This window comes from Erythrobacter sp. JB2-19 (assembly GCF_057365005.1).
The window spans coordinates 496,452-516,633 of the sequence record NZ_CP200290.1 but is presented as its reverse complement, the minus strand read 5'-3'; the positions used below and the strand labels follow the sequence as shown (position 1 = coordinate 516,633).

At 60.1% G+C, this 20,182-nt stretch carries 18 protein-coding genes and 1 pseudogene; 11 read left to right on the top strand and 8 right to left on the bottom strand.

Going from position 1 to position 20,182, the window contains the following annotated elements; genetic code table 11:
• Nucleotides 1-10: 10 nt before the first annotated feature.
• Complete coding sequence (locus AC0V6O_RS02580) at nucleotides 11-1,432, bottom strand: L,D-transpeptidase family protein (protein WP_486141371.1); 1,422 nt, start codon at nucleotides 1,430-1,432, stop codon at nucleotides 11-13.
• 257 nt (nucleotides 1,433-1,689) lie between these two features.
• Here AC0V6O_RS02580 and AC0V6O_RS02575 point away from each other — a divergent pair, with 257 nt between their 5' ends.
• A complete protein-coding gene (locus tag AC0V6O_RS02575; protein ID WP_486141370.1) occupies nucleotides 1,690-2,607 on the top strand; it encodes a DMT family transporter in 918 nt (305 codons plus the stop codon).
• Nucleotides 2,608-2,613: 6 nt separating this feature from the next.
• Here AC0V6O_RS02575 and AC0V6O_RS02570 read toward each other — a convergent pair whose 3' ends face one another.
• Nucleotides 2,614-3,291, bottom strand: coding sequence for a YceK/YidQ family lipoprotein (locus AC0V6O_RS02570; protein ID WP_486141369.1), 678 nt, complete (start codon nucleotides 3,289-3,291; stop codon nucleotides 2,614-2,616).
• Between the two features lie 48 nt (nucleotides 3,292-3,339).
• Between AC0V6O_RS02570 and AC0V6O_RS02565 the strand changes: the two genes are divergently transcribed.
• The 6 genes from AC0V6O_RS02565 to AC0V6O_RS02540 all read left to right on the top strand — a co-directional run bounded on the left by AC0V6O_RS02565 (nucleotide 3,340) and on the right by AC0V6O_RS02540 (nucleotide 9,340).
• On the top strand, nucleotides 3,340-3,762 hold the full coding sequence (locus tag AC0V6O_RS02565; RefSeq protein ID WP_486141368.1) for a hypothetical protein: 423 nt from the start codon (nucleotides 3,340-3,342) through the stop codon (nucleotides 3,760-3,762).
• Nucleotides 3,763-3,905: 143 nt separating this feature from the next.
• Nucleotides 3,906-6,578 carry an aconitate hydratase AcnA gene (gene acnA / locus AC0V6O_RS02560; RefSeq protein ID WP_486141367.1) on the top strand — a complete coding sequence of 891 codons (2,673 nt, stop codon included), beginning with the start codon at nucleotides 3,906-3,908 and terminating at the stop codon, nucleotides 6,576-6,578.
• Between the two features lie 12 nt (nucleotides 6,579-6,590).
• Nucleotides 6,591-7,049: a rhodanese-like domain-containing protein gene (locus tag AC0V6O_RS02555; RefSeq protein ID WP_486141366.1), complete on the top strand. Its 459-nt coding sequence runs from the start codon at nucleotides 6,591-6,593 to the stop codon at nucleotides 7,047-7,049.
• A 63-nt stretch (nucleotides 7,050-7,112) separates the two neighbouring features.
• Complete coding sequence (locus AC0V6O_RS02550; RefSeq protein WP_486141365.1) at nucleotides 7,113-7,727, top strand: rhodanese-like domain-containing protein; 615 nt, start codon at nucleotides 7,113-7,115, stop codon at nucleotides 7,725-7,727.
• Nucleotides 7,728-7,831: 104 nt separating this feature from the next.
• Nucleotides 7,832-8,896, top strand: coding sequence for a hypothetical protein (locus tag AC0V6O_RS02545; protein WP_486141364.1), 1,065 nt, complete (start codon nucleotides 7,832-7,834; stop codon nucleotides 8,894-8,896).
• An 81-nt stretch (nucleotides 8,897-8,977) separates the two neighbouring features.
• On the top strand, nucleotides 8,978-9,340 hold the full coding sequence (locus AC0V6O_RS02540; RefSeq protein WP_486141363.1) for a hypothetical protein: 363 nt from the start codon (nucleotides 8,978-8,980) through the stop codon (nucleotides 9,338-9,340).
• Between the two features lie 606 nt (nucleotides 9,341-9,946).
• Here the strand turns inward: AC0V6O_RS02540 and ruvB are convergent.
• Both ruvB and AC0V6O_RS02530 read right to left on the bottom strand, forming a co-directional pair.
• Nucleotides 9,947-11,005, bottom strand: coding sequence for a Holliday junction branch migration DNA helicase RuvB (gene ruvB, locus AC0V6O_RS02535; protein WP_472639775.1), 1,059 nt, complete (start codon nucleotides 11,003-11,005; stop codon nucleotides 9,947-9,949).
• Nucleotides 11,002-11,214 carry a hypothetical protein gene (locus tag AC0V6O_RS02530; protein ID WP_486141362.1) on the bottom strand — a complete coding sequence of 71 codons (213 nt, stop codon included), beginning with the start codon at nucleotides 11,212-11,214 and terminating at the stop codon, nucleotides 11,002-11,004. Before AC0V6O_RS02530 ends, ruvB begins: the two co-directional genes overlap by 4 nt.
• An 87-nt stretch (nucleotides 11,215-11,301) precedes the next feature.
• Here AC0V6O_RS02530 and AC0V6O_RS02525 point away from each other — a divergent pair, with 87 nt between their 5' ends.
• Nucleotides 11,302-11,682: a GIY-YIG nuclease family protein gene (locus AC0V6O_RS02525; RefSeq protein ID WP_486141361.1), complete on the top strand. Its 381-nt coding sequence runs from the start codon at nucleotides 11,302-11,304 to the stop codon at nucleotides 11,680-11,682.
• Between the two features lie 43 nt (nucleotides 11,683-11,725).
• Here AC0V6O_RS02525 and AC0V6O_RS02520 read toward each other — a convergent pair whose 3' ends face one another.
• Both AC0V6O_RS02520 and ruvA read right to left on the bottom strand, forming a co-directional pair.
• Nucleotides 11,726-12,238 (bottom strand): hypothetical protein, encoded by a 513-nt coding sequence (locus AC0V6O_RS02520; protein WP_486141360.1) that lies wholly within the window; start codon nucleotides 12,236-12,238, stop codon nucleotides 11,726-11,728.
• A complete protein-coding gene (gene ruvA, locus AC0V6O_RS02515) occupies nucleotides 12,238-12,858 on the bottom strand; it encodes a Holliday junction branch migration protein RuvA (RefSeq protein ID WP_486141359.1) in 621 nt (206 codons plus the stop codon). The genes AC0V6O_RS02520 and ruvA overlap by 1 nt, the downstream gene beginning before the upstream one ends.
• A gap of 659 nt (nucleotides 12,859-13,517) precedes the next feature.
• Between ruvA and aroC the strand changes: the two genes are divergently transcribed.
• The 3 genes from aroC (at nucleotide 13,518) to katG (ending at nucleotide 18,236) form a co-directional block, all read left to right on the top strand.
• Nucleotides 13,518-14,594 (top strand): chorismate synthase, encoded by a 1,077-nt coding sequence (gene aroC, locus AC0V6O_RS02510; protein ID WP_486141358.1) that lies wholly within the window; start codon nucleotides 13,518-13,520, stop codon nucleotides 14,592-14,594.
• Between the two features lie 122 nt (nucleotides 14,595-14,716).
• Nucleotides 14,717-15,862: a fatty acid desaturase gene (locus AC0V6O_RS02505; protein WP_486141357.1), complete on the top strand. Its 1,146-nt coding sequence runs from the start codon at nucleotides 14,717-14,719 to the stop codon at nucleotides 15,860-15,862.
• A gap of 172 nt (nucleotides 15,863-16,034) precedes the next feature.
• Entirely contained in the window at nucleotides 16,035-18,236 is a 2,202-nt protein-coding gene (katG, locus tag AC0V6O_RS02500) for a catalase/peroxidase HPI (protein WP_486141356.1), read from the top strand.
• 113 nt (nucleotides 18,237-18,349) lie between these two features.
• On the opposite strand, the gene AC0V6O_RS02495 is transcribed toward katG, so the two are convergent.
• Complete coding sequence (locus tag AC0V6O_RS02495; RefSeq protein ID WP_486141355.1) at nucleotides 18,350-18,946, bottom strand: Smr/MutS family protein; 597 nt, start codon at nucleotides 18,944-18,946, stop codon at nucleotides 18,350-18,352.
• Nucleotides 18,943-20,171: pseudogene (gene mltA, locus AC0V6O_RS02490) on the bottom strand (murein transglycosylase A). Before mltA ends, AC0V6O_RS02495 begins: the two are co-directional and overlap by 4 nt.
• Between the last annotated feature and the right edge of the window lie 11 nt (nucleotides 20,172-20,182).

Genomic DNA, 20,182 nt, shown 5'->3' with positions numbered 1-20,182 from the left:
CCGCTAGCGCCTACCCCCCAACGCGCGGATCGTCCTCAATCACAATAACCTCATCGTCGCTCACATTGGTGCGATTGTCGACGCGCGGCTTGTCCAGGCTCGCCAGCACCGGCTTATCCCGACCATAAATATCCTGAAAGGTCGACATATTGCCTTCGATGTCCGACGCCATCGTGAAATAGGTGATGTAGGCGGGCATTTCCTTCTTGATCGGGACCTTGGTGTATTTGCCCGAGGTCGCGATCTCGACCGCCTTTTCCTTGCTCGCGCCCTTGCCCAGGATCGCCATCGTAATCGCCAGCTCCAACGCCCGCTCGGTGCGGATACAGCCATGGCTCAGCGCGCGATTGGCGTTCTTAAACAGATGCCGTGATGGCGTATCGTGGAAGAAGATCGCGTGGCGATTTGGCATTTCCAACTTCATCCGGCCCAGCGAATTGCCCGGCCCTGGCTGCTGAACCACAGTGATCCAGCCATTCGAATTCTTGGTCGCCTTATAGCCATTGCGCCGTGCCCAAGCAGGGTTGCTCAGCACCTTATTGCCCAGCCCTTCGCCCTTCACGATCGATTGCGGCACGGTCCAGGTCGGGTTGAACACCACGCCCGACACCATCTCGGCCAACTGCGGGGTCGCGGTGCGCCCCGGCTTGCCCACGACGGTGCGATAAGTGGAAATAATCTTATCGTTCACCGTCAGGCGCAGTTGATATTCCGGCACATTGGTGATCAAATATTGCTTGCCCAGATCGCGAGCGAGCCAGCGCCAGCGGTCCATATTCGCGCGGATCAGCTTGCGTTTGGCGGGTTCGCTCGCCGGTGTCTTGGCCAGCTCTTCCTTCAGCCGTGCATAATCGGGATGGGTCGGCGCAAGTTGCGCCAGAGTGCCCGCGATATCGCCGGTCTGAACCGCCTTTTCCAGCAGGTCTGCGGTGCGATAGGTGTCGCGGTCTGGGTCAACCACAAACCATTGTTTGCGCGCATCCATTGGCGTGCGGCCATCGCGCATATCCTCCACCAGCCAGCGGAAATTTTTGGACGCCAGCATGTCGAGCTCTGCCGACGGGCCGGAGGCCTGCGAGACCTTGAGCGCTTGCAAATCATAATCCGCCGGGTCGAGGCCTTCGCTGGCAATGCCTTCGATCACCGCGATCAGAGCGGCGGCGTTTTCAGCTGTCCAGGCCTGAATATTCGGCTTTGGCGTGGGATCGAGATCGCCTTGCACAACTGGCGCGGAAACGCTGCCCGGAAAAGCCTCTTCAAAGCTGCCAGATTGCTCCTGCGGAGCCTCCTGAGGCGGCGTCTGCGTCTCAGCTTGGTCAGCCTGCGCATTGGCGAGCAGGTCAGCAGGCTCGGCCTGCTGTGCGGAGGCGCCGCCAAAAGCGATCGCTGAAAGTGCTACTCCAGCGGCAAATTTGCTGAGGTGTTTGCGCATAAATGTCTCTAGCATCCCAATACGCGCCGCCCGGTGACGGCGCAGTAACCATAGTTATAAGGCTCTGAAGCCCCCGATTCAAGCGGATGTTTATGCGATATGCCCTTTCGCTTGGCTGAATCGCTGGGGTTTACACAAATTAACGAGAGGCGCGGGGGCAGCCCGTGTTCAATCGCCCTAGCGGAGCCATGCGAACGTAGACCTCCACGCGAGTTTCCAAGTGACGCGCCGCCGATGCGCCATTAGGGGATGCCGCAATGCATAGCTCCCACCGTCTTTTGCCCTATTTGGCCGCTTTTGCCGGGGTCGGGCTGCTGTCCCTGATGGATGCCTTTATGAAGGGCGCGGCGCTTGCCGCCGGGGCCTATACCGCCACCTTGCTGCGCGCGCTGATCGGGGCGGCAATGATTGCGCCATTTTGGCTGGTCCCGATGCTGAGAAAGGGCGCATCACGGTGGCCAGAGCGCGCCGTGATGAAGCTGCATTTGGAGCGCGGGGTCATCTCCGCTTTTATGGCGCTCAGCTTCTTCTATGCGCTCACGAAAATGCCGCTAGCAGAAGCGATTGCCATCAGCTTTATCTCGCCGCTGATTGCGCTGTATTTTGCGCGCGCACTGCTGGGTGAGGAAATCCAGCCGCAAGCGATCTATGCCAGCATCATCGGCTTTATCGGCGCGATTGTGATTATCGGCGGACAGTTTGGCCGCGCGGAAATGAGCAATGACCTCATCCTCGGGCTGATCGCGCTAATATTCTCCGCCTTGCTCTACGCCTATAATTTCATCGTCATTCGCCGCCAGTCGCAGGTTGCCGGGCCGGTCGAAGTGGCCACCTTTCACAGCGGGGTTGGCGGGCTGGTACTGCTCATCTTCGCGCCATTCCTATGGTCCACACCAGATCCAAGCGCGGTCGGGTCCATTGCGATTGCCAGCGCCTTCACCGTCACCGGCGCAATGGCGATTGCCTGGGCCTATGCCCGGGCAGAGGCGCAGGCGCTGGTGCCGATTGAATATTCCGGATTTCTCTGGGCCAGCGTGCTCGGCTGGCTGTTCTTCCGTGAGGAAGTGACGCTGACGACGCTCGCCGGCACTGCGCTGATTATCGCAGGATGCTGGATCGCGACACGCAGGACGCAGCCAGCGCCGCCCAGTGCGAACGCGAGCCAAACACCTTAGGGCTCGTTAGCTGCCCTGCACCGGATAGGGCCGCTGGCTAAGCTGCTGCTGATTGCCGAAGCGGCCATTGGTCTTGTCGAGGAAAAACGCCACAATCTCTGTGCGCGTCATACCGTCCAGCCGATGACCGGACCATTCGATCCAGCGGTTCCACGCTGTCGCCGAACCATAGCCAACATTATAGGGCTCACCGATCGGCGCACCGCCCAGCAGATAGCGCCGCTGGACCGTGCGAACGACTTCAGAATCGGGCCGACCGCGGTAGATCAGATTGAGCGACACCCACTTAGAGTCGTCATAGAAGGTGCTCATGTTGCAAATCCCGTACTGCCGGGGATTGGCGAAGGCGTTCTTTACATAGCTACGGCGGCCACGATCCTTGCATCCATGATAATATCCAAGCGAACCGAACACCCGAGCAAAATACTGCCGCTCGCTCTTGTTCATGCCGGTGACCATGCGGGCCAGGCTGTTGTGCGCCTCTGCCGCTGATTTGGCCGAAAAGCGTGTACCATCATCGGGGATGCTAAAGGTCGGCAGGGCATAAGATCCATCTGCCGTTTTATCGGCTCGCGGCCCAATTGCACTACCAATCAGGCCGACCGTTTCGTCCATGACTGTGGTGCAACCAGTCGCAGCGATCAACGCCGTGCCCAAAACAAGCGATCGAAAAACTCGTGTCATTTGCATATCTCCCCCGCACAATAGCCACTGCGCGCTAAGTCTTTTATTATGAATGCAAATTTAACGCAATTGCGCGTCACAGATGAGTGTAGTTGCGGGTATAATCACCATCACGGCCACCGTCATAGCGAACACAAAAAAGGCCGGATCAGCGCGCAAACGCCGATCCGACCAACCCCCTTGGTAAAAGCCGGTTATGAACTCTACGGTTCGTTTCCAGCTGCGACCCGAGGGCTATTGGTTGCCCCCAATTGGACCAACGCCGCCGAGTACCCCTGTGGTGCCTCCGCCTGTTCCCCCGAAAAGGCGATGGCAGCCCCAAAACAAGCAATGACCATCATCACTGCGCCCAATAATCCGGCGCGTAAGCTGTTGATTTTCGCTTTGTGCGACTGCGCGTTTCTATTCATTTTTATCGCGTCCCTGCTGCGAAAACGCTTTTGCACCGAAGCCCGAGATTCGGAAAGTTAACTATTGTAAAATCTGAATTGGCGTGATTGCAGGGGCCACGCCGCACTTGACCTAGCGGCCAAGGTCTAGCAGGTGATCCAGCAGACATTTCTCCGGCGCGGAACCCGCCCGGAACACACCACAGACAAGGAAGAAACGCCTCGATGACACAGGTCGGCAAGGACACGCTCGCAACCCGCTCAACCCTCAATGTTGGCGGCACTGAATACGCTTATTATTCGCTCGCGAAAGCGGCCGAGCAATTGGGCGACGTCTCCAAGCTGCCGATTTCTTTAAAAGTGCTGCTGGAGAACATGCTGCGCTTTGAAGATGAGGGCTTCACCGTTGGCCGCGAGCATGCGCAGGCGATTGTCGACTGGCAGAACAACCCGGTCACCGGTAATGAGATCCAATACCGCCCGGCCCGCGTGCTGTTGCAGGATTTCACTGGCGTGCCGTGCGTGGTGGACCTGGCCGCGATGCGCGATGCGATCAAAGAGCTGGGCGGCGACACCGCCAAGATCAATCCGCAGGTTCCCGTCAATCTCGTGATCGATCACTCGGTTATGGTCGATGAGTTTGGCCATCCACAAGCGATGGAAGCCAACATGGCGCTCGAATATGAGCGTAATGCGGAGCGTTATGACTTCCTCAAATGGGGTTCCAAGAGCTTTGAGAACTTCTCTGCGGTTCCTCCCGGCACGGGCATTTGCCACCAGGTGAACCTGGAGCATATCGCCCAAGGCGTATGGTCGAGCAAGGATACCAGCGGCGCGATGGTCGCCTATCCTGATACGTGCGTTGGCACCGACAGTCACACCACCATGATCAACGGCCTGGGCGTGCTCGGCTGGGGCGTTGGCGGGATTGAAGCAGAGGCCGCTATGCTCGGTCAGCCGATCTCCATGCTGATCCCAGAGGTCGTCGGATTTAAACTGGAAGGCCGCATGGCCGAAGGCATCACCGCCACCGACCTCGTTCTCACCTGCGTGCAAATGCTGCGCGAAGTGGGCGTGGTTGGCCGCTTTGTTGAGTTCTACGGTCCGGGCGTTGCCAACCTCACCCTCGCCGACCGCGCGACCATCGCCAACATGGCGCCGGAATATGGCGCAACTTGCGGCTTCTTCGGGATCGACGACAAAACGCTCGACTACATGCGCCTCACCGGCCGCTCAGAAGAAAACATCGCTCTGGTTGAAGCCTATTCGAAAGAACAAGGCATGTGGTTCGACCCGGCGAATGAGCCAGTGTTCACCAATACGCTCTCGCTCGACATGGGTTTGGTGGTGCCAAGCCTGGCCGGGCCGAAGCGTCCGCAGGACAAGGTCATCCTTCCTGAGGTTGACGAGCTGTTCAATGGCGACCTGAAGACCACGTATAAGAAAGACGCGCCGGTTCGCGTCGGTGTTGACGGCAAAGACCACGACATTGGCGACGGCGACGTCGTGATCGCCGCGATCACCAGCTGCACCAACACATCCAACCCGGACGTGCTGATCGCCGCTGGCCTCGTCGCGAAAAAGGCGAATGAGCGCGGCATGCTGCCTAAGCCTTGGGTGAAGACCAGCCTCGCACCGGGCAGCCAAGTTGTGACCGACTATCTGGTCAAGTCCGGCCTGCAAGATGATCTCGATGCCATCGGCTTTGACCTCGTCGGCTATGGCTGCACCACCTGCATCGGCAACTCTGGCCCGCTCGCTGCGCCAATCAGCGCGGCGATCAACGGCAATGACATTGTCGCGGCCTCTGTCCTGTCGGGTAACCGCAATTTCGAAGGCCGCGTTTCGCAAGACGTGCGCGCCAACTTCCTCGCATCGCCGCCGCTGGTCGTCGCCTATGCGCTGAAGGGCACCGTCACCGAAGACATCACCGCCACCCCACTGGGCCAGGATCAGGATGGCAATGATGTGATGCTGGCCGATCTGTGGCCAAGCAATGCGGAAATTGCCGAGCACCGCGCGGCCAATATCGACCGTTCGATGTTCGAAAACCGCTATGCCAACGTTTATGACGGCGATGAGCATTGGCAGGCGATCACAGTTGAGCCATCCGACACCTATCAATGGCGCGCGGGCAGCACCTATGTCGCCAACCCGCCATACTTCGAAGGTATGGGCATGGAGCCTGCGCCAATCACCGATATCGAAGGGGCAAAACCGCTCGCGATCCTCGGCGACTCGGTCACCACCGATCACATTTCGCCCGCTGGCGCGATCAAGGAAGACAGCCCCGCTGGCTCCTATCTCAACAGCAATCAGGTCGCGAAGAAAGACTTCAACTCCTACGGCTCACGCCGCGGCAACCACGATGTGATGATGCGCGGCACCTTCGCCAACATCCGCATCAAGAACGAGATGGTCCCAGGCGTCGAAGGCGGCGAGACCACTTATAACGGCGAACAAATGCCGATTTACGATGCGGCCATGAAGCACAAGGCGGATGGTACCCCGCTGATCGTGGTCGGCGGCAAGGAATATGGCACCGGTTCATCACGCGATTGGGCGGCGAAGGGCACCATCCTGCTCGGCGTGCGCGCTGTGATCGTTGAGAGCTTCGAGCGGATTCACCGTTCGAACCTTGTCGGCATGGGCGTTCTGCCGCTGCAGTTTAAGGACGGCGACACGCGCAAGAGCTTGGGCCTTGGCTCAGACGACAGCTTCAGCATTCGCGGCCTTGCTGATCTGACTCCCGGTCAGGACGTTACAATCGATGTGACACGCGGCGATGGCAGTACCTTCAGCTTCACCGCACTGTGCCGGATCGATACCGCGAACGAGATGGAATATTACCGCAACGGCGGCATCCTTCATTACGTTCTGCGCAAACTCGCAAGCTAAGAAAGCAGACGCATGCAGGCTCGCACAGCAATGATTTCGATCATGGCGGCGAGCCTGTGCCTTGCTGCTTGCACATCTGAGGCATCAGAACAGGCGGCGGATGCAGCAACGGAAAATGCGAGCGCCGAGGCCGCAACCGATGCAGCCCCGGAAACTGCTGTGGTCGACCTCAGCGTCGAGGAACTCGCCATCTTCATGGAAAGCGGCCATCTCCGCCTCATAGATGTACGCACCGCCGAGGAGGTGGCTGAGGGCATGATACCCGGCGCAGAACACATCATGCTCGATGATTTTGATCCTGCTAAGCTCGATCAGCACGACATCCAGGAAGTCGTGCTTTACTGTCGTTCGGGTCGCCGGTCGCTGATTGCAGCCGAAAAGCTCGCGGCGCACACTGGCGAACCAGCCCAGCATTTGGGCGGCGGCATCATCGCCTGGCGTGAGGCGAACAAGCCAGAGACGACGCCGTAACCTCTAGGGTTTGGCCGACCGCAAACCGGCCGCATCATCGCCATTCACGATAAAGTCAGCCGCGTGAGCGCAGTTTTCCAGAAATGCTTCTGGGAGGACGATTTCATGCGACTGTTTCTGATGACTGCACCAATGCTTGCACTGGTGGCCACGGCAGGTGCCTCGGCCCAAGATCAAACGCAGCCGCAGCCCGACGTATTGGAGAGTTCATCTCCACAAATCGACTTTCCCGCTTTTGCCGCGCTCACAGCAGAAGTTGCTGAGCTGCGAGAGCGGCGCCTTCTGCCCAAGGATGAGTTTCTGAAGCAAGCGCTCGCCGATGGTGCCCTATTGCTCGACACCAGATCTGCCGAAGCGTTCCGGCTTGGCCATATTGAAGGCGCAGTGAACCTGCCGTTTTCGGATTTTACCGAGGAGAAATTGGCCAAGGTGATCGGCGAAAACCGTGATCGTCCGATCTACATCTATTGCAACAACAACTTTAGCGATAATGTCGAACCAATCGGCCTGAAGGCAGCGCCGCTCGCACTCAACATCCCGACCTTCATCAATCTGGTCGGCTATGGCTATGACAACGTGTGGGAGTTGGACGGCGTGATGCCGATCGCGGACGTTCCATGGACGGGCGAGCCGATGTTTGCGCAGCTTCAGCCAATCCCGGAGCAAGTCACCCCGTAATGAAAAAGGGCGGCCCAACGCGGAACCGCCCTTTTCATCAGGAGATCGTGTGAGCCCAAAGGCTCAATAGCGAGGCTTAGCCGCCGCGCTTAATCCGAAACTTCTTGCGGCCCAGGATCGCTGCTGCCGCCAAGCCAAACAGTACTGTCATCGGCGGTGCAGGGACTTCTGTGCCGCTGCTGGTGCCGCCCGAGGAGCTGCTGGAGCTCGACGAAGACGATGACGAGCTCGAAGAGCTGCTGCTTGAACTGGTTGAGCCGCCCGATGACGAGCCAGAGCTGGAGCCTGAAGAACTCGACGACGAAGACGAGCTGCCCGACGAAGAGCTGGTGCTGCTGGTCATATCGCCCGAGGTGCTGCCGCCGCTGGTCGACATGCCAGACGTCGTGCTTCCGCTGCCGCCGCCCGACGAGGATGAGCTGCTCGATGAAGAGCTGCTACCTGAAGACGAGGAGCTGGACGATGCACCGCCGGAGCTGCTGCCACCTGACGATGAACCGGATGAGCTACCTGAAGACGAGCCAGAGCTGGAGCCGCTAGAGCCGCCATTGCTGCCGCCCGATGAGGACGAGCTGCTCGACGAAGAAGACGAGCTCGAGGACGAGCTGGACGATGATCCGCCTGAGCTGCCACCGGTTGAGGTCATGCCCCCGGTTGTTGTCGAAGAGCCACTTCCGCCGCCAGAGCTGCCACTGCTGGAACCGCCCGATGACGAACCTGATGAAGAGCCGCTGCTCGAGCCAGACGAGCTGCCTGAGCTGCTACCGCCGCTGGAACCGCCCGAAGATGAACCCGATGAAGAGCCACTGCTCGAACCAGACGAGCTGCCTGAGCTGCTGCCACCAGAGGACGATCCGGACGAACTGCCCGAAGACGAACCTGAGGAGGAGCCACTGCTCGAACCGCCGCTCGAAGTCATCCCTCCAGTTGAAGTGTTGCCACCAGTCGAAGTGTTGCCGCCAGTGGAGGTGTTACCGCCGCCGGATGAGCTGCTGGAAGAAGACGAAGACGAGCTGGAAGAGCTCGAAGAACTCGACGATGACGAGGATGAACTCGAAACATTCCCAGACGAGCTTGAAACGTTGCCCGACGAAGACGAGACATTGCCCGATGACGACGAAACATTGCCAGAGGAGCTTGAAACCTGGCCGGTTGAACTCGACACCTGACCAGTAGAGCTGCTCACTTGACCTGTAGAAGAGCTCACCTGTCCGGTCGATGTGCTGACCTGACCGGTCGAAGAAGACACATTGCCTGAAGAGCTAGACGTCGAGGTCGAAACCGCGCCGGTAGACGAGGTGATCTCACCGCTAGAGCTGGTTGAGGTAACCACGCCCGAAGACGATGTGGTCGAGGTTGAATTGTCGATATCAATAATGATGTCGCCAGAGGATGAAACGCCATCGCTGGTCGTGCCGCCGCCAGAAGTCGTAGTGCTGACCACAGAGACATCGCCGCTCGACGAACCGCCGCCGCCGAAGAACCCGCCGCCAATAAAGCCGCCGCCGAAACCACCAAAGCCGCCGCTGCCGCCGATTACAATCGGAGCCGCGCTGCCCCCGCCGCGAATTGGCGGCAAGGGTGGAAGCGGTGCTGGAGCGTACGCAACTTGAGCGATGGGCGGGCACTCAGCTGGATCGAAATAAGTCTGCACAATGCGGCCTGCACCAGCACCAGCGACTGCGCCAGCTCCTGATGCAGCGTTCGGGCCACCAAAGCCAGGCTGTTCTGGCTGGCACTCAATCGTGCGCTCTACGATACGCCGGCGGCGCTGCTCCGGTGGAGGCAGTTGACGCGTGCGTGTCTTGATCAGTTGCGGCTCGCCCTTCACCAGACGGGTGCGGGTTTCGACCAGCTTCCCATCAATATTGGTGGTGAACTGCGGATCATCCGTGTTCATCGGCTCTGCCACTCGCACGGCGCCCCCGGTCATCAGGGCGAGCCCTGCGGCGGTGGCTGATAGCTTAGCTGCGGCCAGTTTGATCGACATGAGTTACGAACCTTGCATTTGCGTGGGCGGTTAAGAGGCGGCCCATCCGCTCCTTCACCAAATCCAATCTTCTCATGATGCTTGGGCAGGGCCGTGCACAACGCGGTTAACCATGAATCGCAGCGGCTAACGCTGAAAATCCCGCCAAAAGCGTGGTTTTTCAGAGGGCCTGTCCCAGTTTGATACCGAATATGCGGACTAAGTAAGCCGCTGAGTTAGCCTGACGCGCTTAATCGCCTTCGCCAAACATGCTGGGCTGGCCATCGCCACTAGCCCGATTCGCAGCCGTGGGCGCTGGCGGGGTCATTTCCAGATGTTCCCACCCGCCATCATTGAGCACCCGGCCGCGCGCTGTCCGCGCCAGCAGGCCAAGCTGGATCAGATATGGTTCGACCACATCCTCCACCGTGTCGCGCGGTTCTGCGAGACCCGCCGCCAGCGTCTCCACCCCCACCGGGCCACCCTTATAAGTGGTTGCAATCATGGTGAGATAGCGCCGGTCCATCGCGTCCAGGCCCAGCCGGTCAATCTCCAGCCGGGTGAGCGCATTGTCTGCGCCCGCGCGCGTCACCGTGCCCTCGCCCGCGACATGGGCAAAATCGCGCACACGGCGTAGCAAGCGGCCAGCGACCCGAGGCGTCCCGCGCGATCGGCGAGCGATCTCACGCGCGCCCTGTTTATCAATGTTAAGACCCAGCAGCCGCGCCCCGCGCGTCACCACCTGATCCAGCTCATCATGGGTGTAGAAATTGAGCCGAACCGGAATGCCAAACCGATCGCGCAAAGGCGTCGTCAGCAGGCCTTGCCGCGTGGTCGCGCCGATCAAAGTGAACGGCGGCAAGTCGATCCGCACGCTGCGGGCAGACGGCCCCTCTCCAATGATCAGATCGAGTGCGCGGTCTTCCATTGCCGGATAGAGCACCTCCTCGACGACCGGGTTCAGCCGGTGAATTTCGTCAATGAACAGAACATCATGCGGCTCCAGGTTAGTGAGCAGCGCGGCTAGGTCGCCAGCCTTTGCGATCACCGGCCCAGAGGTCGCACGAAAACCCACGCCAAGCTCATTGGCGACGATCTGCGCCAGCGTCGTCTTACCCAGCCCCGGAGGGCCAAAAAACAACGTGTGATCCATCGCCTCACCGCGCGATTTCGCGCTTTCGATGAACACGCGCAAATTATCGCGCGCGGCCTCTTGGCCGATAAATTCCTTAAGCGATTTGGGGCGCAGCGCCGCATCCGGATCGTCCGGCTGCCGATCAGGCGAATGGATCGGTGTCTCTTCGGTCATGCGCCCTCCTCTTCCTCTGGCATGATGCAGTCGCGCACGCCCGGCCCATCCAACAGACTGCCCCCTGCCTCCTCGCACTCGCTTTTGCCAGAGATTTCAACCGCGCCGCTCGCGCCGAGGATAAAGGCGACCACCACCACGCCCGCGAGCAATGGCAAGAGCCACCGCGGGATGTTCAATCCCGGCCGAAGTTCGTTGTCCTGCGTCAAAACGGATTCACCGTATAGCCGTTTTGCTGGAGCAAAGCATGGATGTTCCTTTGGTGGTCATATTGAGTGCACAGATTTCGGGCCGTCATGCTGAACTTGTTTCAGCATCCATCGCCCGTCACAAGGCACCTTGTGAAGCGCGATATCCAACCCTGTGTCTACATTCTTGCCAGCGGTCTTCGCGGCACGCTGTACACGGGTGTTACCTCTGACCTGCCCGCGCGCCTTTGGCAGCACCGCGAGGGAATCACTGGAGGCTTCACCAGCCAATATGCGGTTCACCGATTGGTTCATTTTGAGGTCTTCGGCGCAATGGACGGTGCCATCACCCGCGAGAAACAGATCAAAAACTGGTGCCGCCAATGGAAGATCAATCTGATCGAGGATGCCAACCCGCATTGGCGAGACTTGGCAGTTGATCTGGGCTTTGAGCCTTTGCCTCTGCGTGGCGATGGTGATGGATCCTGAAACAAGTTCAGGATGACGGGGAGGTGATGGCTGAAGGCTTCGATCAGTCATTTTCTGACAGCGTGGGCAATGGCGTCTTGGGCATTTGCACGATTTCGTCACCAAGCGCCAATATCGCCATCAGATATCCTTCTAGCGCCAGAACATTGCTGGCTACATCATCAAGGTGCTCTGAGTTAACCGCGCTTCCATCTGGTTTAGAGCTGTCGATCAACGCTTGTGTATAGGTGTAGAAGCTTACGATCTTCGATACCTGCTCAGGTTCCAACTCCGATAGTGAATCAGCATTTGCTTCGAAAACCCTGGTGTAGTTGCTCCGGATGTCCATGACGTAGCTGTCGCCAGTCCAAGTGCCATTGCGAACCTGATTTGCGAGTGAATGATAGCGCTCAAGATAGCGGTCGGAACGCAACAAAAAACCTATCGCCTGAACTTCTGATGCAATAGCAACGAGTGTTGACTGCCTCCGCCTTTTGCGGTCTGAAGTTTTGTCATAGAACTGAAAAGTCCACGCCAACAAGACACCGAAGGCGGCAAGTCCAAACTGCCATTCCATCACCCAGCTGCCTTCTTAAGCGCCACCCGGATCAGATCGCCTTCCTTTGCATCCTCGCCCAGCTCGCTTTGCGCGCGGGCCACAGCCTGCGCCGCGACCGCTGGTTTGAAGCCGAGGTTCTCCAGCGCGCTCACCGCATCCGCGCTCGCGCCGCCTGCTTGTGAAACTGCACCAATCGACGCTCCCGCAATCCCGCCGCCCGGCCCAGAAGCAGGTAGTGCGCCGGCCTTATCCTTCAGCTCGTTGACAATCCTGCTAGCCAGCTTCGGCCCAACGCCCTGCGCCCGCGCGACCGTGGCCGCATCGCCGCCAGCGCAGGCATCGCGCACTTCGCCGGTCGAGAGGGCAGAAAGGATCGCCAGTGCCACCTTGCTGCCCACCCCTTGAACGGTGGTGAGCAAGCGGAACCAATCGCGCTCTGCGCTTTCCGCAAAGCCGAGCAGGCGCATATCATTCTCGCTGACCTGCAAATCGGTGTGGATGGTACAGGCCTCACCCACCTCGCCCATGGCGCCAAGCGTTTTGGTGGAGCAATGGACCAGATAGCCCACGCCCTGAACATCGACGATGGCCCAATCCTCGCCCGTTTCATCGAGGCGTCCGGATAATTTCGCGATCATATTCGTGTTCCCTTGGACATGGTTTGTTCCTGCCTTAACCGCGCAGCTTTGACCAGAGGAAGTTGTTTGTTTTGCGCAAGCGACATTTTTTGTTTGGCCTCAAGCGCCGGCGTTCGCGTCCGCTCACTCAGGCTTCCGGCCTATCGGCCGACGCGCGGTCGCGCTTGCGGCTCGCTGGTCGCTCGCCGAACCATTCCAGGCCGGTCGCAGCGGCTTGGTCGCGGAGCACGGTCGGCGATCAGCCGACCGCAAGGGCGACTGCCCGCCCGCAGCGGCGCGGACTTGTCCGCAAGCCGCGAGGATATCGCAGCACGGATGTGCTGCGGAACAACAAACCCCATTTTCCTACCGCTAGGCCAATCGCTATGAACCCTCCTATGCCAAACGCTGCGCCGCTCAGACCAATCGCCCTTGATCAAAATTTCCGATCAATGGGGGCACCGGTGATCGATTGCTTTTCTTCCCGTAGACTGTGTTCCAGCCGCTCCAAGCGTGCGTCACGCGCGATGAACCGAGCCGCCTGCGCCCTCCACCGGTCCACCCGAAGCCTACCGGGACACAATCCGGGTGGACGGGTGGAAGGAACGGTAGCCATGCAACCAGAACAGACGCGCAGCCAAAGGTGGACAAACGCGGCGAGATTGGCGAATTGGGCGGCTATGAGTTGGAACACCTTCGGACGCGCATTGCGCTTCACCACTTGGGGCGAGAGCCATGGACCGGCATTGGGCGTGGTGCTGGACGGGTGCCCGCCGGGCATTGCGCTGAGCGAGGCAGACATTCAACCGTTCATGGACGCGCGCAAGCCGGGCACGAGCAAGTTCACCACTCAGCGCAAAGAGGCCGATCTGGTGCGGATCCTCTCTGGCGTGTTCGAAGGCAAAACCACCGGCACGCCGATCAGCATGATGATCGAAAATACCGATCAGCGCAGCAAGGATTACGGCGAGATCGCCAAGAGCTATCGCCCTGGCCATGCGGACTATACCTATGATGCGAAATACGGGCACCGTGACTATCGCGGCGGCGGGCGCAGTAGCGCGCGCGAGACCGCGGCACGAGTGGCGGCGGGCGCGGTGGCGCGGCTGATCATCCCAGAGGTCACCATCACCGGCTTCGTGTGCGAGCTGGGCGGGGACAGGATCGACCGTGAGGCGCTCAACCTCAGCGAGATCGCAGGCAATCCGTTCTGGTGCCCAGACAGCTGGGCGGCGAAACGTTGGGAAGAGCTGGTCGATACAGCGCGCAAAGACGGGTCATCGCTGGGCGCGGTGGTCGAATGCGTGGCAACGGGCGTGCCCGCCGGATGGGGCGCCCCGGTCTATGCGAAGCTCGACAGCGATCTGGCCGCTGCGATGATGACGATCAACGCGACCAAAGGCGTTGAGATTGGCGATGGGTTCGAGGCAGCGCGGCTGACCGGAGAGCAAAACGCCGATGCGATGAGCCCGGGCGCAGATGGCACTCCGCAATACGCCAGCAACCACGCAGGCGGCACGGCGGGCGGCATCTCAACCGGACAGCCTGTGGTGTGCCGCACGGCGTTCAAACCCACTAGCTCGATCCTGACGCCAGTGGACTCGATCAACTCTGATGGAGAAGCCACCAAGGTCCGCACCAAGGGGCGGCACGATCCCTGCGTCGGCATTCGCGGAACCCCGGTGGTGGAGGCGATGATGGCGCTGGTGCTGGCCGATCACAAGCTGCTGCACCGTGCCCAGGTGGGCGGCGCATAGCATGCGGGCCTGCAATACAGATCAGCGCGCAGTGCGAACGGCGTGAACACTACCAAATGGCCTTGGCTTTCGACCAACGCCGATTGCCACATCACCCGCCATTGGCTAGCTAGCACGGCGCTTTGTCCCCCTCCAACGAACAAGCAGGTATCCCCATCCGCTCTTCCCCTTCTCAGCACTCAGACCACCACCTTGAAAGCTCGGCCAACGGCCTGGAGGAGGTAAGCTCTGAGCCGGCCCCTGTAACCACCGCCGAAGAGGCTGAACGAGTGATCAATCCGCGCGCCCTCGCCCGTGAGCTCGCAGCATTCCGGACACCGCGCGTCTCGCGCAGCATCTGGGAAGTGGCCTCTACCTTTGTGCCGTTTGCGGTACTGCTGGGCGCGATGCTGTTCGCGGTTCAGGCGGGGCATTATGCCGCCTTTGCGCTGACGCCGCTCGCAGGAATGCTGCTGCTGCGCCTGTTCATCATCCAGCATGATTGCGGGCATGGATCGTTCTTCAAGAGCAAGACCGCCAACACCTGGCTCGGCCGCTCAATCGGCGTGTTGACGCTAACCCCCTATGATTGCTGGAGGCGCAGCCACGAGCTGCATCATGCAAGCACGGGCAACCTCGATGCGCGCGGGTTTGGCGATGTCGATACGCTGACCGTGCGCGAATACCGGGCAAAGAGCTGGCTTGGGCGGTTTGGATACCGGCTCTATCGCCATCCGATTGTGCTGATGGGCATTGGGCCGGCCTATCTGTTCCTACTCAGGCACCGCCTGCCGATCGGGCTGATGAAGGACGGATGGGTCTATTGGATCAGCGCCCTGGCCACCAATGCCGTTGCCGCAGCGCTGCTCATTACGCTGGGCCTGATCTTTGGAGCCTATGTGACCGCAATCGTGTTCTTGCCCGTGCTGCTGACCGCCGCATCGGTTGGCGTATGGCTGTTCTATGTCCAGCATCAGTTTGAGGATGCGCATTGGGACACGCGCGAAAACTGGTCCTATCACGAATCGGCAATTGGCGGCAGTTCCTACCTACATCTGCCAGCTGTGATGAATTGGTTCACCGGCAATATCGCGATCCACCACATCCACCATCTGGTCAGCCGCATCCCGTTCTACCGGCTGCCCACCGCGCTAAAGGCACACCCGGAGCTGGCAGAAGTCAACCGCGTTGGCCCGCGCGAAGCGGTCAGCTCAATGTGGCTGGCGCTATGGGATGAGGATCGCCGCAAATTGATCAGCTTTCGCGAGGCCAAACGGCTCTCAATCTGAGCAAAGAACGCGGAAGTCCCAAGACGGTGAAGTGCGCAATCGGCCTTGCGACAAATCGATCCTGTCAATCAATCAGCGCATATTAATCGATTAGACAGATCACACTCAAACCGTCATCTTCTGCTCATAACCTTGGCTCACCCCCGAGTCTCAACTGGATAGGAGAATCCCGATGGATGCAAAGACTGGTGAAATGAATGGCTGCCCCTTTAATGGCGATGGTACGATGCGCTCGCTTTTGGGCCGGACCAATCGCGATTGGTGGCCAGAGGCAACTCAGCTTGAAATCCTCACTCAGGAAGGTCGCGACGCTAATCCCTATGGCGACGACTTTGACTATGCCGAGGCTTTCAACACAATCGATTACACTGCGTTGAAGGCAGACCTCACCGCGCTGATGACCGACAGCCAGGATTGGTGGCCAGCGGATTATGGCCACTATGGTCCGTTCTTCATTCGCATGGCGTGGCACGCAGCCGGCACCTATCGCACCGGCGATGGCCGCGGCGGCGCTGGCAGTGGGCAGCAACGGTTTGCCCCGCTCAACAGCTGGCCAGATAATGGTAACCTCGACAAGGCGCGCCGTCTGCTGTGGCCGATCAAGCAGAAGTACGGCAAGAACATCAGCTGGGCTGACCTGTTCATCCTCACCGGCAATGTCGCGATTGAATCAATGGGCGGCCCGGTATTTGGCTTTGGCGGCGGACGTGCGGACGTGTTCGAGCCGGAAAGTGTCTATTGGGGCACCGAAGAGCAGTGGGTGAACGAAGGCGTTGCCACTCGCATCCGTCCCGATGACGGCGCAGAGATCGAAAACCCGCTGGCAGCAATCCAGATGGGCCTGATCTACGTCAATCCAGAAGGGCCGGGCGGCAATCCTGATCCGCTGCAATCGGCCCGCGACATGCGCGAAACCTTCGCCCGCATGGCGATGAATGACGAGGAAACCGTCGCATTGACCGCTGGCGGCCACGCATTCGGCAAGGCGCATGGCGCGCAGCCGTCTGACACATTTGGCGGCGCTCCAGAAAGTGAAGAACTGCACCAACAAGGTTTGGGTTGGCTGGTCGACGAGGAAGAGATTGCCAAGGGGCACATCACCACCTCTGGCATCGAAGGCGCTTGGTCGAACAATCCAACTGCATGGTCGCATGACTACTTCCGGATCATGTTCAAATATGACTTTGAACTGGTGCACTCACCGGCCGGCGCTCAGCAGTGGACACCAATCAATCCTGAAGAAGCCGACATGGCGCCGGACGCTCGCGATCCTTCGAAGAAGGTTCCGACCATGATGACCACTGCCGATATGGCGCTGAAGATGGATCCGGAATATCGCAAGATTTCCGAGCGCTTCCTGGCCAATCCAGAGCAGCTGGACGACGCATTTGCGCGCGCATGGTTCAAACTGTGCCACCGCGATATGGGTCCAAAGGTCCGCTATATGGGTCCAGAGGTTCCAGAAGAAACCCTGATCTGGATGGATGCCGTTCCTACCGGAACTGAGCCTGCTGAGAGTGCGGTTAACGCATTCAAATCGGCCATCCTCGGCAGCGGTCTGACCGTCAGCGAGCTGGTCAAAGCAGCATGGGCCTCAGCTTCAAGCTATCGCAATTCGGATCACCGCGGCGGCGCCAACGGTGCCCGCGTGCGGCTCGCCCCGCAAAATGGCTGGGCGGCGAACGATCCCGATGAGCTGGGCAAAGTACTCGCCAAGATCGACGAGCTACGCGGCGACATCTCAATGGCCGATGCAATCGTGCTGGCCGGGTCGGCTGCGGTTGAGAAAGCCGCTGCGGACGCTGGCCACAGCGTAAGCGTTCCGTTTGCTGGCGGCCGCGGCGACGCGACCGACGAGCAGACTGATGCGGAAAGCTTTGAGCCGCTGGAGCCGTTTGCTGATGGCTTCCGCAACTACCTCAAGACGAAGGCTAGCGTGCGGACCGAGGAAATGCTGATCGACCGTGCGCATCTGCTCGGCCTGTCCATCCCGGAAATGACCGTTCTGGTCGGCGGTATGCGGGCGCTTGGCGCGAATGCTGGAGGCACCAGTCACGGCGTGTTCACTGACCGCGTTGGTCAGTTGACCCCGGACTTCTTCACCAACCTGCTCGACATGGGAACCAAGTGGACCCCGGTCGATGGCAGCGGCGATGAAGAATACATCGGCACGGACCGCAAGACCGGCGCTGAGAAATACCGAGCCACCCGTACGGACCTCGTCTTCGGCTCCAACTCTCAGCTGCGCGCGCAGGCAGAAGTCTATGCCGAGGCTGGCAATGAAGCGAAGTTCGTCGCCGACTTCGTCTCGGCATGGACCAAAGTCATGAACGCAGATCGCTTTGATCTGACCCATGCGAAATACCACGGCTGATCCGGCGCAAGCCTGATCGGGTCGCAAGAAAGCCCTCGGCAGAAATGCCGGGGGCTTTTTATTTGGGACTTTGGGATGGGTCAGGAGGTTGATAGGGCCGCTGCCCTACGTCTCTACCGCTGCCGTTTCAGAACAAGATAGAGCGCACCTTCGCCGCCGTGGCTGCGATGCGCGGCTCTAACCGCAGAGATTGCGCCAGCATGCGGTCCAGCGGCAAGCCAATCGAGCAGTTTAGCTCTGATCGCACCGCGTTTTTGCCCGCGATCCGCCGGGTCAACCGGACGCGAACGCCCCGCAATCACCAATACGACCCGCGCATCCATCGCCCGCGCTTGGTCAAGCCCGCTGGAAAGCCGCGTGTAAGCACTGTCGAGCGTGTGGCCATGCAAATCGAGAGTGTAGTCGGGCACAATGCGCCCAGTTTTGAGTTTGCGATCCCAATGCCCATCAAGACTGGACGGGGCCGCCTTTGGCTGCGGGGCGGCAATAACCTTAGCGGCGGCGCGCGGGAGTTTCTTGGACTGCTTGCGCATTGGCGAGACCGGCTGCAGCGCTTTCAAGCCAGTCTTGGGCTTCGCCTTGGTCTGCACGCCAGCGGTTGGCTCTTGCGGCATCACAGGCCGCATGCGCCCCTCTAGCGGGGTTACACTCTGCGCCAAATGCGCCCAAGCAGCAGCCTCTTGCTCATTGAGGCCGCGCGGGATGCTCATCGGTTGCTGTGGCGTTCCACTACGCCGCGCGGAAGCAGGATGAGCGCTTGGCCGCGGCCGCTCATGCCGCCAGCGATCTGACGCGCGTCTTCGCCCGCACCCCAAAAGGTGTCGAAGCGGTTCGGACCTTTGATTGCCCCACCTGTATCCTGCGCAATCCATAGGCCATCGGCGACATCGCGGTCGAGATCGAGCCAGACGGGCGCACCGTAAGGCACAAAGCGCGGGTCAACAGCGACCGAGCTTTCACGCCGCACCGGAATACCGAGCGAACCCAAGGGGCCATCACCGGTCAGTTCGCGGAAGAAAATCCAGCTCTTATTGAGGCGCATCAGCTCGCGGCCTTCCTCTGGATTTTCCCGGATATAGGCCATGATGCCTTGCATGGAGCCAGCATATTTGCCCGGCCCCTCGCCGATCAAACCCCGGTCCCGCATGACCCGGCCAACGCCAACATACTCACGGCCATTCTGCCCGGCGTAACCAATGCGGATCACTTCGCCATTAGGCGTCCGCAGGCGTCCGGAGCCCTGAATTTGCAGGAAGAAGAGCTCAACGGGATCGGCGGCCCAGGCGATGACGGGCACACGGCCGTCAAGCGCGCCCTCTTCAATTTCGCGGCGCTCGTAATAGCGCACGAACTCGCCCGCTTCATTGGTTCGTCCCAGCGGCGGACGTCCTGTGCGCTCTGCCGCTGGAATATCCGCTGTCCATCCGCGTTTCAGATCGCTCGGCATCGCATAGATCGGCGTCTGAAAACCAGGAGCCCGCGTGCGGCTTGCGCGGATTTCAGGTTCAAAATATCCGGTCGCAAAGGCCTCGCCTGTGCCGACAATCGCGGTTTCAAAATAAGTGGCAAAGAATGTGTCGGCGGTGCCGCGATTGCGGGGGCGGCCTCGCATGCTCGCTGCCAATCGCTGGGCCGGGTCAGGCCGGTGGTGTCCTCGCGCCGCAGCAGGCTGGGGCAGCTTTCGATAAATGAGCGCAGAGCCCCCTCTGCATCCGCCTGAGCATAGCCAAGCCCAGACACGAATGGGCCAGGCTTCACGCCCGCCATCAGCGCGCTGGTTGGCGCAGGCCCAGTGGGAGCAGGCGGCCCAGTGGGCGCGGTCACAGGTGGCGGCGGTGTCGTAACAACTGGCCCGCTTGGCGCGTTGCTTTCAGGGATTACGCGAACGCAGCCGGACAAGAGGACAGCGATCGCCAGAACCAGGCCTGTGCGCATTGTACTCTCCT